The sequence below is a fragment of the Massilia norwichensis genome, from assembly GCF_024753245.1.
In the GTDB taxonomy this organism is placed as follows: domain Bacteria; phylum Pseudomonadota; class Gammaproteobacteria; order Burkholderiales; family Burkholderiaceae_D; genus Telluria; species Telluria norwichensis.
The window spans coordinates 84,840-99,919 of sequence record NZ_JANUGX010000016.1 but is presented as its reverse complement, the minus strand read 5'-3'; the positions used below and the strand labels follow the sequence as shown (position 1 = coordinate 99,919).

Here is a 15,080-nt window from a genome sequence, read left to right as displayed (position 1 = left end):
AGGCCGACAGAGGATATTACCTGTCGAGTCAGAGAGCAGTGCTTTCAGGATTTTATTTGTGACTTCCCCTTATTTAATTGATCCCGACGACACCCCGGCGCTACGCAAAGAACGCGGTGCTTTCTTTACACCGGACGAGATCACTCGTTTTATCGTTGACTGGGCCATTCGTAAGCCTAGCGATTTAGTGTTAGAGCCGGCGGCCGGAGATGCAGCTTTTCTTGTCGCTGCAGTGAATCGTCTTCGCAAGTTGACGCCGAATACTCAGGTACGTCCGGCTGTCGATGGTGTCGAGATTCACTCACATAGTGTACGTGTAGCACATCAACGTGTACAGGAAGCTGGTGGTGAGGCTCATATCTCACACAGTGATTTTTTTGCGCTCGAACCTAAGCCCATCTACGATACCGTTATTGGCAACCCGCCCTATATTCGCTATCAAGATTTTTCTGGTGAGGCTCGCACCCGCGCTCGCGCAGCCGCCTTACGCGGGGGTGTTTCGCTAACTGGTTTAGCCTCTAGTTGGGCCGCATTTACAATTCACTCAGCAATGTTCCTCAAACGAGGTGGCCGGCTGGGGTTGGTTCTTCCAGCTGAATTACTTTCGGTGAACTATGCAGCACCTGTACGGCAGTTTCTCTTCGATCGTTTTCGCAAGGTTCAGCTAGTACTCTTTGACGAGCAAGTGTTTTCAGAGGCCGAGGCGGACGTTGTGCTTCTACTTGCAGATGGCTATTTGGAAGGTCCTACCGACTGTGCGACTATTCACCAGTCGAAAAATGCAAATTCCCTGACCACACTAGGTAAAGGCATGATTTGGACGCCAGTCGACCCAGCCGCTAAGTGGACAAGCAGCCTTATCAACCCAAATGCTCTTAAGCCATTGCAAGAATTGTTGGAACTAGAGCTATTCACCAGTTTACAAACTTGGGGCGAAACCACCCTCGGCATTGTCACGGGCAATAATAAATATTTTACGCTCTCACCTCAACGTGTAGATGAGCTTGGACTTCCTCCTAACGAACTTTTGCGCCTTTCCCCGCCAGGAAGCTCACATCTACGCGGCTTATCACTCTCAGAAGAACTACTAACCAGATTAGGTCAAGAAGGTAGCGCCACTTATCTTTTTTATCCTGGCAATCCACCTTCACCTCAAGCACTTGCATATATCAAAGATGGGCACCGGACTGGTGTTGATACCGCGTACAAATGCCGAGTTCGTAAAATTTGGTATCAAGTTCCACTTGTCGCTGTTTCCGACGTTTTACTAACTTGCATGAATGCAGACACGCCTAGGCTTACAGCGAATGAGGCTGGAGCTCGCCACCTCAACTCGGTTCACGGGGTCTATTTTAATAATGAATATCGAGATATTGGGCGTGAATTGTTGCCTCTTGCTAGCCTGAACTCTATTACTTTACTTCACGCTGAAGTAGTCGGCCGCGCTTATGGTGGTGGCATTCTCAAGATAGAACCAAAAGAAGCAGACGCCTGGGCAATGCCCTCACCTGCAGCGATTTTATCTTGTGTTGCCGAACTCCGTGAAATTAAACAAGATGTTGCTTCTCTATTAGAGCATGGCAAGCTACTTGAGGCAGTAGAGATTGTAGATAAAGTAATTCTCGATGGATGCTGTAATTTATCATCAGCGCGGATTAAAACTATTCGTCAGGCGAGGGCAGAGCTTGCCCAACGTCGCACAGTGAGAGCTTCTAGTGGCCGATAAACAACTATCAACAAAAGCAAAAGCGTGGGTTCTTTTCGATCAAATCGTCGCTGAAGCCACTTCTGATGGAATGCATAGCAATCCTTGGGTTAAGAATATAGATGGGACTCTACGATTTGAGCCAGACTACAATACGCTTGAGAAATTGTTGGGCGTTCCGCTCTACTTAAAGGCTGAGACACAGTCTGGAGTACCTGCGCTTGCCTTAGATGTATGGCTAAGCTACGAGCTTCGACGAGCAGGTTTTGATTCCGACCAAGTGTGGCCACGTCCAGTCCATCCACGCATTCTTCCGGCACCTATTGCAGCGCTCCTAAAATCTCTGCCTACCAAAGACAAGATCAGAGCGTCTGTAGCCGCCTACTTGAGCAAGCAAGCATCAATTCCTGGCGTTACCTCATCCAGTGCAACTATTCTTGGGAAAAACTACCTTAAGCAGGTTGACGTCATCATTACCGACTGGGTTACTGGTCCTGAATTGCTGATATCGACGAAACGAATGGACTCGTCATACGGGAAAAATGCTCCCAATCGGGTCGAAGAGTCCTATGGCGATGCGAAGAACTTGCGATTACGACATCCTCTTGCTGCCTTAGGATTCGCGTTTGGTCTTCGCTCCGATATCCTTCAAAAGGAGCCTAACGTTGCCGAATGGTTATTCGACCTACTCGCAAAGCTGGGCCAAGAGGACGATGCTTACCACGCTACATGTCTAGTGTTAATGGAATATTCAGACGATATTTCCTTAGCCTATGCTAACGGGACATCATCCTCTGCTGACTTGCCAAGATCCATTGCTGGGGTTCCCGAAGAGCCAAACCTGATCCCAAGTGGCATTCACGAAGCCAGGGCCGAGTATCAAAAAGAAGCTGAACTGCCTCCTAATGCTAGTGTGCCAGAGCCTGGGCCCGAGCAGGAAAAGGAGGAAGATGCACCCGCACCTGTGCCAAAATCCGACGTTATCCACGCTATTGAGCAACTTCCGAAGGTAAGGGTTCTGCAAGAAAAAACTCCAGATGTACTTGCTCCCAGCCGCTTCCTTACAGCGATGGTTACCCGTGTTTTAGGGGCTACGCCTGTCAACATGCATAAAGAAGCTCGACGGCGTCGTAACTCCGCAAAGTTGCAATAGTAACAACTAAGGTATATGACGGCCTTGTAGCCCTCAATATGGCTTCTATGTACTGTATTGCTTCCCTTAGGTACTAATCAGTTTTGTAGTGTGTATTTTTACATCAGATTCGACTAATAAATGATAGGTTGTTGTCGCCCTACTCATCCAATGTTGCTGTGACAGGACAATACAGTTAAAAATCGATTGAAGGGCAACGCACTTGCCCCGTTTGGACTACAATTTGTGACAATTTTCTGATATTTAGAGAGTTGGCGGTATCTACCAGCCGACCGATAGGCGCTGCGACGTCACGCTGGTGATTTGCAGGCTTCTGATTGACCACTGGCGGCGTCGGCGACAGCCTGTAGCTGACTAGCGACCCGTAGAGACAATGAACGACCCACTCATTCCTTCCGATTTGCTGAAAAAATCGGACAAGATCCTGTTCATCGCCCACCTCGCACTGGGCGATTACACCTATTTGCAGAACTGCTTCCAGGCGTTCGCGCGGGCTTACCCGCACCTGAAGCTGCACCTGTGGGTCGACGAGGTCCGCCGCACCAGCGATGCATCGCAATGGCCGCACCTGAAGAAAAACGTTCTTTACGACTGGCTGGACGCCTGCGAGTTCATCGACAAGACCTACAAGCAGAATTATTCGCCGGAGCTGTTCGAAGCCTCGATCAAGGAAGCCCGCGAAGAGCACTACCCGATCGTGGTCTCGCTCGGCACCCTGCGCCCGCACTTCTACGCCAACCTGGCGCGCCGCATCAGCCCGGACGGCTTCGTGGTCGGCCTCAAGAAGCCGATGGGCCTGTCCGAACTGCCGCACTATTTCACCTACCGCAAGCTGGACGCCGCCCTCGATCCGGACGTGGCCGACCGTTCGAGCGCGCCACACATCAGCGACGTGCACGCCGACTGGTTCCGCCGCCTCGCCAACGTCGACATCCCGCCGCGCGAACGCATCCCCTTCGTCCATATCCCGGAACGCTTCATCGAAGGCGCCAAGACCCGCCTGCAGGAATGGGGCTTCGACAAGCGCCAGGGCAAGCTGGTCTTCATCAATCCCTTCGCCAAGACCCGCAAGCGCTGCTGGCCGGTCGAGCGCGTGGCCGAACTGATCACCACCATGCGCGCCCAGCCGGAATGGCGCGACGCCTGCTTCATCGTCAACGCGGTGCCGCAGGAAGTCGAGCGCGTGAAAACCATGCTGGTCGAACGCCAGCTGGACCGCACCGAGCTGTTCAGTGCCAACGAGAATTTCTTCCAGCTGCCGGCCATGCTGGCCCAGTGCGACCTGATCGTCTCGGTGGAAACCGCCGTGATGCACCTGGCGAACGCCGTCGGCGTGCCGGTGGTGGCCCTGATGCGCCAGAAGACGCCGGAATGGGCGCCGGTCGACAAGGCCAACAGCACCGTCATCACGGCGCACCAGCGGCGCGACTGGGTGAAGGCGATTCCGGTGCAGGATGTGATGCACGCGCTGGCGTAATCCGTACCCGCCGCACGACGTGACAAGGGCCGCATTTGCGGCCCTTTTGCTTGCTGTAACCCGGTCGGGCCGGGAGCGAATCAGTGCGGCGCCGGTTGCGGCGCCACCAGCGTGCGCTGCACCCAGCCGCCCGAGACGTTTTCGCCGTCGATCTTGACGAAGCCGTCGCGCTCTTCGCCGGTAGCGATCGCCTCTTCCGAGCGCTTCAGGGTGCCCATCACCTTGCTGGTCGCGCGCGGCTCGGTGTACACCTTGACCGACGACAGGCGCGCGAACACGCTGGCGCCGGCCGACACCGGCGTGCCGGCCAGCGTGGACGCCTGCGCGTTCACCTTGCTGGCGGCGCTGCTGGTGCGCACCAGGCTCGGCTCGTTGCGAATCCGCTGCACGATGCGGTTGTAATTGTCGAGCAGGCTTGCCGCGACCATCTTGCCTTCCGGCGTATTCGTATAGCCGCCCAGGCGCGAGTAATCCCCGCCGCCCCAGCTCCAGCCCGAGATGCCGAAGTCGGTCTTGGTGGCGACGCCTTCTTCGGCCGCCACCTGGATGCCCGAACGCACGTCCGCAATCAGCAGGCTGGTCTGCGCTTCCTTGAACTTCATGTTGCCGGCAATGCCGCCGGCGACCCGCCCCAGGCCGCCCAGCAGGCGCCCGCCGTAATCCGAGATAGCGCCGCCGATGCCGCCCGTATTGTTGGCGGCGAATTGCACGCTGGGCGTCATCACGAAGTCGGCTGCCTGCAACTGGCCCTTGCCGACATTGCTGCCACTCAGCATGTCGCCGCCGGCGGCCAGTGCGCGTTCCTCCTGCAGGTTGGCCATGGCCGCGCCGCGCTCGACCACCTGGAAGCAGTTCGACTGCTGGATCATGATACGCAGCAGGGCGACCGGCGAGCCCAGCCCATAACTCTGCAGCGCCGCCGTGCTGCCGCCCCGGTACTCGCTGACGGCAATCGTCCCCAACGGACGGTCGCAACGCTCCACCCTGGAGCTCGTATCCTGCGCATGGACGCCGGCGCTGCTGAGGATGCACGCGGCAATCGTCGATACCCGAAGTAGTTTCATAGAAATTGTAGTGGAGTGAACAAACAGGGACGGTGTCGGCTTCGCCGCGAGCGGTGCTGTCTCGTCATGGCGAAAGTCAACTCTATACGGCGTTCGTTCACATTTTACAATTTTAGAAAGCTTACATTCTCGCCAATTTCCACGTTGATAAGTATTGGTGTCCTGCCTGCGCTCAGCGGTTCGCCGACGGGAAGAACAACTGCTCGCCAGCCGGCTTGAACGCGGCGATCTTCGCCTGCCCTTCCGCCGAGGTCATCCACTCGATCAGCTGCTTCGCGCCCTTGTAGTTGATGCCCTTGTGCTTCTCCGGATTCACCGCGATGATGCCGTAGGGGTTGAACATGCGCTTGTCGCCTTCGACCACGATCGCCAGGCCGGTCTTGGCCTTGTAGGCGCCGTAGGTGGCGCGGTCGGTCAGGGTGTAGGCATTCATCTCGGCCGCCATGTTCAGCACCTCGCCCATGCCCAGGCCGGCCGACACATAGTTGCTGCCCTGCGGCTTGGCCCCCACTTCCTTCCAGTAGCCCTTCTCCATCACGTCGGTGCCGGAATTGTCGCCGCGCGAGATGAACTTGACGTTGGTCGAGGCGATCTTCCTGAAGGCGCCGAGCACGTCGCGCGAACCCTTGATGCCGGCCGGGTCGGCGGTCGGGCCGACCACGATGAAGTCGTTGTACATCACGTCGCGGCGGTCGATGCCCCAGCCCTCGGCCACGAACTTGTCTTCGAGCTGGCGCGCGTGCACCAGGGTCACGTCGACGTCGCCGTTCTTGCCCAGTTCCAGCGCCTTGCCGGTGCCGACCGAGATCACGTTGACCTTGATGCCGTATTTCTGCTCGAAGCTGGGCAGCAGGTAGGCCAGCAGGCCGGAATTCTCGGTGCTGGTGGTGGTGGACAGGCGCAGCACCTGAGCCTTGGCATCCTGCGCCTGGGCCGGCGCATACGACATTCCGATGGTCGAACCCAGGACGAGGGCAAGACTGAACAGTCGACGTTGCATGATTTCTCCTTATTATTGAAGCATTAACGAACTTCGAGTTGGCCGTCGCGCAGCTTGAGGCGCTGCACGCCGGGCAGGCCGATCAGGTCGCGGTCGTGGCAGGCGATGACCACGCTGCCCCCTGCTTCGACCATGGTGGGGATCAATTCGATCACCTGCTCGCGCGCCTGGCCGTCCAGGTTCGAGGTCGGCTCGTCGAGCAGCAGCAGTTTCGGGCACAGCACCTTGGCACGCGCCAGCGCCACCCGCTGCCGCTCGCCGCCGGACAGCCGGCCCGGCTCGACGTCCTGCAGGTGGGCCACGCCGGCCCAGACCATCGCTTCCTCGACCTTGCGCGCCGCTTCCTCTTTCGCGACGCCGCGTACCTGCAGGCCGTAGCCGATGTTGTGCGCGATACTGGTCGAGAACATGACCGGGTGCTGGTGCACGTAGACGATGGATTCGCGCAGCGCACGCGGATACGGGTAGGGACGCTCCTCCATGCCTTCGAAGCGCAGGCTGTCGATCTCGGCGCGTTCCAGGCCGCCCAGCACGCGCAGCAGCGTGCTTTTGCCGGCGCCGTTCATCCCGGTCAGCACGTAGGCGCTGTGACTGGCGATCTCCAGGCAGCCGATGTCGAACAGCAGGCGCTCGCCGTGGCGCTTGCGTAATCCCTTCACGCCCAGCAGCGCCTTGCGCCGTTCGTCGCCCTTGCGCGCGTGGGTGGCGCCGAGCATGCCCTGGATCGATATCTGATGGATCACGGCCGGTCCCTTGCAACGTGCGCATCGCCCTGCAGCAGCATCAGTACGCCGTTCATCAGCAGCGCGATGGTCACCAGCACGATGCCCAGCGCGATGCCCTGCGCGAACTCGCCCTTGCTGGTCTCCAGGGCGATGGCGGTGGTGATGGTGCGGGTCTCGCCTTCGATGTTCCCGCCCACCATCAGCGCGCAGCCGACTTCCGAAATCACGCGCCCAAAGCCCGACAGCACCGCCGCCATCACGCCGAAGCGCGCCTCGTGCAGCACGCGCACCATCACCTGGACGCGCGAGGCGCCGTGGGCGACTGCGGTCTCGGCGTAGCGCGGGTCGATCGCCTGCACCGCGGCCAGCGTGAAGGCCAGCAGCACCGGAATCGCGACCACGAACTGGCCGGCGATGATGCCCGGCTGCGAGAACAACCATTGCAGGGCCCCCATCGGCCCGTGGCGCGACAGCAGCAGGTAGAGCAGCAGGCCGATCAGCACGGTCGGCAGCGACAGTGCGGCCTGGGCCAGCCAGATCGCGATGCGGCGTCCTTTAAAACGGTGCATGGCGACCAGGTAGCCCAGCAGCACGGCAGGCGGCGTGGCCAGCAGCAGCCCGAGTACGCTGGTCTTCAGGGACACCCAGATGATGCGCCAAAGGTCGGGGTCGCCCGTGAACAGCAGGGCGAAGGCGCGCAGCGTGGCGTCGAGCAGGGACATCAGGCCGCGGCCGAGGCCATCTGCCGCATGCGTACGGCCTCCAGCGCTTCCAGCATCTCGGGTTCGAACACCAGCCGCTCTTCGCCCGACAGCAGCAGGAAATGCCTGCCGCTGCAGCGCGCCAGCAGCGACATGCCGACCTTTTCCGCCACCATGTGTCCCATCTGCGTGGTGCCGGAGCGCGACAGCAGGAAGGGAATGCCCATCTGGGCGCCCTTGATCACCATCTCGGAAGTCAGGCGCCCGGTGGTGTAGAACACCTTGTCCTCGCCGCGCACGCCGTCCAGCCACATCAGCCCGGCGATCGCGTCGACGGCGTTATGGCGGCCCACGTCTTCGACGAAGTACAGCAGCTCGCCGGTGTTCGAGAACAGCGCGCAGCCATGCACCGAGCCGGCCTGCTTGTACACCGACTGCTGGGTGCGGATCGTCTCGACGATGCGATACACGACCGATTGCGTCAGGCGCGCTTCCCGCGGCAGCGCGATGCTGTCGACCTCGTCCATCAGGCCGCCGAACACCGAGCCCTGGCCACAGCCGGTGGTGACGACTTTCTTGGCGGTGCGCTCCTCGATGCCGGCGATGCCGTTGCGGGTCACCACCGCCACCGCATCCACCGACCAGTCGACCTGGATCGAGACGATGTCTTCGATCGAACGCACCAGGCGCTGGTTGCGCAGGTAGCCGAGCGTGAGCGCTTCGGGCGCGCCGCCCAGCGTCATCAGGGTCACGAGTTCACGCTTGTCGACGTAGACGGTCAGCGGGCGCTCGGCCGGGATGTGCAAGGACGAGCGGCGCCCGCGCTCGTCGATCGCCGTGACTTCATGCGTCAGGCTGGCGCTGGCTTGCGATAGTTGGGGTCGATACCGTTGCTCGTTCATCACATCATTGTGCCACGGTCGCCAGAATCTGGCCGCCACCATACGTGCCCTGCGGTGCGACCTCGCCGCCCAGGCGCACGCGGATTGCACAATATTTAAACTCCGGGATCTTGCCGAACGGGTCGAGCGCCGAGTTCGTGAGGCGGTTGATGGCCGCTTCGTAGTAGCAGAACGGGACGAAGATGGCGCCGCGGGGCGAGCTGTCGTCGGCCCGTGCATACAGGCTGACTTCGCCGCGGCGCGAGGCGATCGTGATGACGTCGCCCGGCCGGCCTTTCAACGCTTCCAGGTCCAGCGGATGCACCAGCGCCACCGGATCCGGCTCGATCGCATCCAGCACGCCGGCGCGCCGCGTCATGCTGCCGGTATGCCAGTGCTCGAGCTGGCGCCCGGTGATCAGGACCATCGGGTACTCGGCATCCGGACGCTCGTCGGCCGGGATGATGTCGGCCGGGACGAAGCGCGCCCGGCCCTTCTCGGCACCGAGGCCGCGCGGGAAGCTGTCGACGAACACCACCGGCTGGCCGGGGTCGTCATCGGTCGTGCACGGATACGTGACCGCCCCTTCGCGTTCCAAGCGCTCCCACGTGATGCCGGAAATGCTGCGCATCAGGCGGCGCTTTTCGTCGAACACCTGGGACGGATGCGTGTAGTTCCACGCCAGGCCCAGGCGCCGTGCCAGCTCCTGGATGATCCACAGATCCTGCTTCGCCTCGCCCGGCGGCTGGATCGCCTGGCGGCCCAGCTGGACCAGGCGGTCGGTGTTGGTGAAGGTGCCGGTCTTCTCGGCGAAGGCGGAGGCCGGCAGGATCACGTCGGCGAGATACGCAGTCTCGGTCAGGAAGATGTCCTGCACCACCAGGCAGTCGAGCGCCGCCAGCGCCGCGCGCGCGTGGTTGGCGTCGGGATCGGACATGGCCGGGTTCTCGCCCATGATGTACATGCCCTTGATCCCGCCGGCCAGGATCTCGTCCATGATCTCGACCACGGTCAGGCCCGGTTTCTCGTCGAGCGGCATGCCCCAGGCGGCTTCGAAGCGCGCCTTCGCATCCGGGTTGTCGACGCGCTGGTAATCCGGGTACATCATCGGAATCAGGCCGGCGTCCGAGGCGCCCTGCACGTTGTTCTGGCCGCGCAGCGGATGCAGGCCGGTGCCGGGACGGCCGATCTGGCCGGTCATCAGCGCCAGTGCGATCAGGCAGCGCGCGTTATCGGTGCCGTGCACGTGCTGCGAGATGCCCATGCCCCACAGGATCATCGAGGCTTTCGAGGTCGCGTACAGGCGCGCCACGTAGCGCAGGGTATCGGCATCGATGCCGCAGATCGGCGCCATCAGCTCCGGGCTGTAGCCTTCGACGTTCTTCGCCAGTTCCTCGTAGCCGATGGTGCGGCTGGCGATGAAGTCCCGGTCGACCAGGTTCTCATGCACGATCACGTGCATCATCGCGTTCAGCATGGCGACGTCGGTGTCCGGCTTGAACTGCAGGTGCCGGTGCGCGTGGCGCGTCAGGTCGGATTTGCGCGGGTCGCACATGATCAATTTGGTGCCGGTGCGGACCGCGTTCTTGATCCAGGTGGCGGCCACCGGGTGGTTCACGGTCGGATTCGCGCCGATCACGATCACGACTTCGGCACGGGTCACGTCCATCACCGGATTCGAGACCGCGCCCGAGCCGATCCCCTCCAGCAGCGCCGCGACCGAGGAAGCGTGGCACAGGCGGGTGCAATGGTCGACGTTGTTGCTGCCGAAGCCGGTGCGCACCAGCTTCTGGAACAGATAGGCTTCCTCGTTGCTGCCCTTGGCCGAGCCAAAGCCGGCCAGCGCGCGCTTGCCGTTCTGGTCGCGGATGCGCGCCAGCTGGCCGCCGGCCAGGTCGAGCGCTTCTTCCCAGCTGGCTTCGCGGAACACGTCCATCACCCTGCTCGGGTCCATCGCGAAGTCGCTGGTCTTGGACACGCCTGCGCGGCGGATCAGCGGCTTCGTGAGGCGGTGCGGGTGGTGCGCGTAGTCGAAGCCGTAGCGGCCCTTGACGCACAGGCGGCCGTGGTTGGCGGGGCCGTCGCGGCCCTCGACGTAAAGGATCTTGTTGTCCTTGACGTTATAGGTCAGCTGGCAGCCGACGCCGCAATACGGGCAGACCGAATCGACCTGTTTATCCGGCACGCTCAGGGCCGCGTCGCGCGCCGGCATCAAGGCGCCGGTCGGGCAGGCCTGCACGCATTCGCCGCAGGCCACGCAGGTGGAATTGCCCATCGGGTCGTCCTGGTCGAACACGATCTTCGCGTCCTGGCCGCGGAAGGCCAGGCCGATCACGTCGTTCACCTGTTCGTCGCGGCAGGCGCGCAGGCAGCGCGTGCACTGGATGCAGGCGTCGAGGTTGACGGTGATGGCGGCGTGGCTGGCGTCCTGCTGCGGCTCGCGGCGCGTGGCAGCGAAGCGCGGCTTGCCGACGCCGAGTTTTGCCATCCACTCGTCGACTTCGTTGTGGCGCGTGTACTCCTTCTCGGGCAAGTCCGCGGCCAGCAGCTCCAGCACCAGCTTCTGCGCCTTGAGCGCGCGCTCGCTGTCGGTCGTGACCTTCATGCCTTGCGAGGGATGGCGGCAGCAGGACGGCGCCAGCACGCGCTCGCCGTCGATTTCGACCATGCAGGAGCGGCAGTTGCCGACGGCTTCCATGCCCTCCTTGTAGCACAGGCGCGGGATGGCGATGCCTTCGCGGTCAGCGACTTCGATTAATGTCTCATGGCGCAGGGCTTGCACTTCCCTGCCGTTGATCGTGAAGGTGACAGTTTGCAGACCGGCGTTCATTTTGCTGCCTCGTTCATATTCAGTTCATGCGGGAAGTACTTGATCACGCAGTCGAAGGGATTCGGCGCCGCCTGGCCCAGGCCGCAGATCGACGCGTCGCGCATCACCTGCGACAGGTCGCCCAGCAGGGCGAGATCCCAGTCCGGCTGCTCCATGATGGCCACGGCTTTCGCGGTGCCGGCGCGGCAGGGCGTGCACTGGCCGCAGGACTCGTCCTTGAAGAAGCGCAGCGTGTTCAGGGCCGCGGCCTTGGCCGTGTCCTGGTTCGACAGCACCACCACCGCGGCCGAGCCGATGAAGCAGCCGTAGGGCTGCAGCGTATCGAAGTCGAGCGGGATGTCGCCCATCGAGGCCGGCAGGATGCCACCCGAGGCGCCGCCCGGCAGGTAGGCATAGAACCGGTGGCCGTCCTGCATGCCGCCGCAGTATTCGTCGATCAGTTCCGTGATGGTGATGCCGGCCGGGGCCAGTTTCACGCCCGGGTCGCGCACGCGGCCGGAAACCGAGAATGAACGCAGGCCCTTGCGACCATGGCGGCCGTGCGCGGCGAAATGTTCCGGGCCCTGCTCGACGATGTCGCGCACCCAGTGCAGGGTCTCGAAGTTGTGTTCGAGGGTCGGCCGGCCGAACAGGCCGATCTGCGCCACATACGGCGGACGCAGGCGCGGCATGCCGCGCTTGCCCTCGATCGATTCGATCATCGCCGACTCTTCGCCGCAGATGTAGGCGCCGGCGCCGCGGCGCAGGACGATCTCCGGCATCGCGTCCATGAAAGGATCGGCGCGCAGCAGCGCCAGCTCGGCTTCGAGCATGGCGCGCAGGCCGTGGTATTCGTCGCGCAGGTAGATGTAGATGGTGTCGATGCCGACCGCCCAGGCGGCGATCAGCGCGCCTTCCAGGAAGCGGTGCGGGTCGCGCTCGAGATACACGCGGTCCTTGAAGGTGCCGGGCTCGCCCTCGTCGATGTTGATCGCCATGAGGCGCGGGCCGGGCTCGGCGCGCACGATGCGCCACTTGCGCCCGGCCGGGAAGCCGGCGCCGCCCAGGCCGCGCAGGCCGGAGGCTTCCAGCGCCGCGATCACGCTCTCGACCTCGCGGCGCCCTTCGACGCAGTCGCGCAGCAGCGCGTAGCCGCCTTTCGCGCGATAGGCGTCCAGGCCGTCGTGATTCGTGTGAACGTGGGTGGTTTCCTTGGCCGCCACTTTGGCCAGCACCGTCTCGGCGGTGGCGCGCGGCACCGGATGCTGGCCGACCAGCACCGCCGGCGCCTGCTCGCAACGGCCGACGCAGGGCGCGGCGAGCAGGCGCACATCCGTGCCGAGGATGGCCGGCAGCCGGTCCAGCAGCGTCTGCGCGCCCGCCATTTCGCAGGACAGCCCGGCGCACACGCGCACCGTGAGACTGGCCGGCGGCGCCTCACCCTCGCGCAGCACGTCGAAGTGGTGGTAGAAGCTGGCCACTTCATAGACTTCCGACTGCGCCAGCCTCAGCTCCTGGGCCAGGGCCGCCAGGTGCGCGGCGGATAGACAGCCGAACGCGTCCTGGATCTTGTGCAGGCACTCGATCAGCAGATCGCGCCGGCGCGGCATGTCGCCCAGCAGGTCCTGGACCTCACACAGGGACTGCGGATCGGCACGGCGGCCTTTCGGGGCTTCGCGCTTGCGCTGGCGGCTGGCGCCCTGCACGGCAATGGGGATGACGGGATGGTTCATGGCGGTATTCCTTGATTACTTGAACAGCACGATCGCCTTCTGCAGCGTGATCCACACACCGATCAGCAGCGGGATGCCGACCGCGGCCCAGGCCAGCAGCGTGACCAGAGCGCCACCTGCGGCGACCGGGGTAGCGGTCATCACGCCGGCGCCGGACACGCCGGCCACCATGGTGTCGCCACCGGCCGCGGCGGCGGCGCGGCTGCCGGCCGAGGCCGCAACATCGCGCTCGTGGGCCTTGCGCTTCTCTTCCGCCAGCTCGGCTTCGCTCATGAAGTACTTGTCGGCCAGCGGGCGCACCAACAGGTTGCAGATGAAGCCCAGCACCAGCATGCCGGCCATCGCGTAAATCGCGGTGTCGTAGGCCAGCGCCTTGGCGACGCCGTGCGCGATCTGGTATTCGCGGATGTAGTTGACCAGGCTCGGGCCGAGCAGGCCGGCGACGGCCCAGGCGGTCAGCAGGCGGCCGTGGATGGCGCCCACCATCTGGGTGCCGAACAGGTCGGCCAGGTAAGCCGGCACGGTGGCGAAGCCGCCGCCGTACATCGACAGGATGATGCAGAAGGACAGCACGAACAGGCCCAGATGGCCGCCATGCCCGAAGGACGGGATCGCCGCGTACAGCACGAAGCCCAGCACCAGGAACACGAAATAAGTCATCTTGCGACCGATGAAATCGGAGCAGCTGGCCCACACGAAGCGGCCGCCGATGTTAAACAGCGACAGCAGGCCGAGGAAGCCGGCGGCGATGGTGGCGATCTGCGCCTTCTGCGCGGCGTCCAGTTCGTTGAAGGCGGCGCTCACGCCGATCAGGCGGCCGCCGAACACTTCCTGCAGCAGCGGCGAGGCCATCGCCAGGATGCCGATACCGGCCGAGACGTTCAGGAACAGCACCAGCCACACCAGCCAGAATTGCGGGATGCCCCACACGCGGCTGACGTGGACATGGCGGTTGGTGATCATGGTGTTGGTCTTCTTTGCCACAGGCGGGGTCCAGCCTTCCGGCTTCCAGCCGGCTGCGGGCACGCGGTAGGCCAGCGCGCCGGCCATCATGAACACGAAGTAGATCGCGGCCAGCACCAGGAAGGTTTCCCACACGCCGACCGAGGTCGGGGTCGCGAAATGCTTCATCAGCTTGTCGGCCAGCGGGGAGCCGATCATGGCACCGCCACCGAAGCCCATGATGGCCATGCCGGTTGCCATGCCGCGGCGGTCGGGGAACCATTTGATCAGGGTGGAGACCGGCGAGATGTAGCCCAGGCCCAGGCCGATGCCGCCGATGACGCCCGACCCCAGCCACATCAGCCAGATCTGGTGCTGATAGATGCCCAGCGCCGAGATCACCAGGCCGCTGCACCAGCAGATCGCCGAGACGACGCCGGCCTTGCGCGGACCTGCGTGCTCGAGCCAGCCGCCGAACAGCGCGGTCGACAGGCCAAGGAACAGGAAGAACAGGCTGAACATCCAGCCCAGCATCGAGATCTTCCAGTCGCAGGTGGTCGACGTGATCACGTCGAAGAAGCCCATCTCGGCCGGACAGGCAACCGATTCCTTGATGCCGATCGCTTTCGACAGCGGCAGCCAGAACACCGAGAAGCCATACGCCATGCCGATACACAGGTGAATCGCCAGTGCGGCCGGCGGCACCAGCCAGCGGTTGAAGCCCGGCCTCGCTATCGTGTGTTCCTTGTCCAGCATATCCAGTAATGCCATGTCTCCTCCGTGTTTTTTGTTTGAACTAATATGTTTTAAAAAGCATATACTTCTGGAATACGTTTACTGCAACGCCGAGCGTATCACGCGTCCCTTCTCTCAGAAATAGGCTTAATAAA

General features: G+C 62.4%; 11 protein-coding genes. 3 read left to right on the top strand and 8 right to left on the bottom strand.

Going from position 1 to position 15,080, the window contains the following annotated elements; all coding sequences use genetic code 11:
- Positions 1-58 precede the first annotated feature (58 nt).
- The 3 genes from NX782_RS14545 to NX782_RS14535 all read left to right on the top strand — a co-directional run bounded on the left by NX782_RS14545 (position 59) and on the right by NX782_RS14535 (position 4,335).
- The gene (locus tag NX782_RS14545) at positions 59-1,726 is read left to right on the top strand and encodes an HsdM family class I SAM-dependent methyltransferase (RefSeq protein WP_258846186.1); all 1,668 of its coding nucleotides are present in this window, start codon (positions 59-61) and stop codon (positions 1,724-1,726) included.
- Complete coding sequence (locus NX782_RS14540) at positions 1,716-2,858, top strand: hypothetical protein (RefSeq protein WP_258846185.1); 1,143 nt, start codon at positions 1,716-1,718, stop codon at positions 2,856-2,858. Before NX782_RS14545 ends, NX782_RS14540 begins: the two co-directional genes overlap by 11 nt.
- Before the next feature lie 373 nt (positions 2,859-3,231).
- The gene (locus tag NX782_RS14535; RefSeq protein ID WP_258846183.1) at positions 3,232-4,335 is read left to right on the top strand and encodes a glycosyltransferase family 9 protein; all 1,104 of its coding nucleotides are present in this window, start codon (positions 3,232-3,234) and stop codon (positions 4,333-4,335) included.
- An 80-nt stretch (positions 4,336-4,415) separates the two neighbouring features.
- On the opposite strand, the gene NX782_RS14530 is transcribed toward NX782_RS14535, so the two are convergent.
- From NX782_RS14530 to NX782_RS14495, 8 genes are all read right to left on the bottom strand, one after another.
- The gene (locus NX782_RS14530; protein WP_258846182.1) at positions 4,416-5,399 is read right to left on the bottom strand and encodes a CsgG/HfaB family protein; all 984 of its coding nucleotides are present in this window, start codon (positions 5,397-5,399) and stop codon (positions 4,416-4,418) included.
- Positions 5,400-5,571: 172 nt separating this feature from the next.
- Complete coding sequence (locus NX782_RS14525; RefSeq protein ID WP_370661796.1) at positions 5,572-6,399, bottom strand: ABC transporter substrate-binding protein; 828 nt, start codon at positions 6,397-6,399, stop codon at positions 5,572-5,574.
- A 23-nt stretch (positions 6,400-6,422) separates the two neighbouring features.
- Positions 6,423-7,115, bottom strand: coding sequence for an energy-coupling factor ABC transporter ATP-binding protein (locus NX782_RS14520; RefSeq protein WP_258846206.1), 693 nt, complete (start codon positions 7,113-7,115; stop codon positions 6,423-6,425).
- Between the two features lie 23 nt (positions 7,116-7,138).
- Positions 7,139-7,846 carry an ABC transporter permease gene (locus NX782_RS14515; RefSeq protein WP_258846181.1) on the bottom strand — a complete coding sequence of 236 codons (708 nt, stop codon included), beginning with the start codon at positions 7,844-7,846 and terminating at the stop codon, positions 7,139-7,141.
- A complete protein-coding gene (locus tag NX782_RS14510) occupies positions 7,846-8,727 on the bottom strand; it encodes a formate dehydrogenase accessory sulfurtransferase FdhD (RefSeq protein WP_258846180.1) in 882 nt (293 codons plus the stop codon). Before NX782_RS14510 ends, NX782_RS14515 begins: the two co-directional genes overlap by 1 nt.
- A 4-nt stretch (positions 8,728-8,731) precedes the next feature.
- The gene (gene fdhF / locus NX782_RS14505; RefSeq protein WP_258846179.1) at positions 8,732-11,536 is read right to left on the bottom strand and encodes a formate dehydrogenase subunit alpha; all 2,805 of its coding nucleotides are present in this window, start codon (positions 11,534-11,536) and stop codon (positions 8,732-8,734) included.
- Complete coding sequence (locus NX782_RS14500; protein WP_258846178.1) at positions 11,533-13,248, bottom strand: NAD(P)H-dependent oxidoreductase subunit E; 1,716 nt, start codon at positions 13,246-13,248, stop codon at positions 11,533-11,535. Before NX782_RS14500 ends, fdhF begins: the two co-directional genes overlap by 4 nt.
- Before the next feature lie 15 nt (positions 13,249-13,263).
- Positions 13,264-14,961, bottom strand: a complete 1,698-nt coding sequence (locus NX782_RS14495) for an OFA family MFS transporter (protein WP_258846177.1) — start codon at positions 14,959-14,961, stop codon at positions 13,264-13,266.
- Positions 14,962-15,080: the final 119 nt, after the last annotated feature.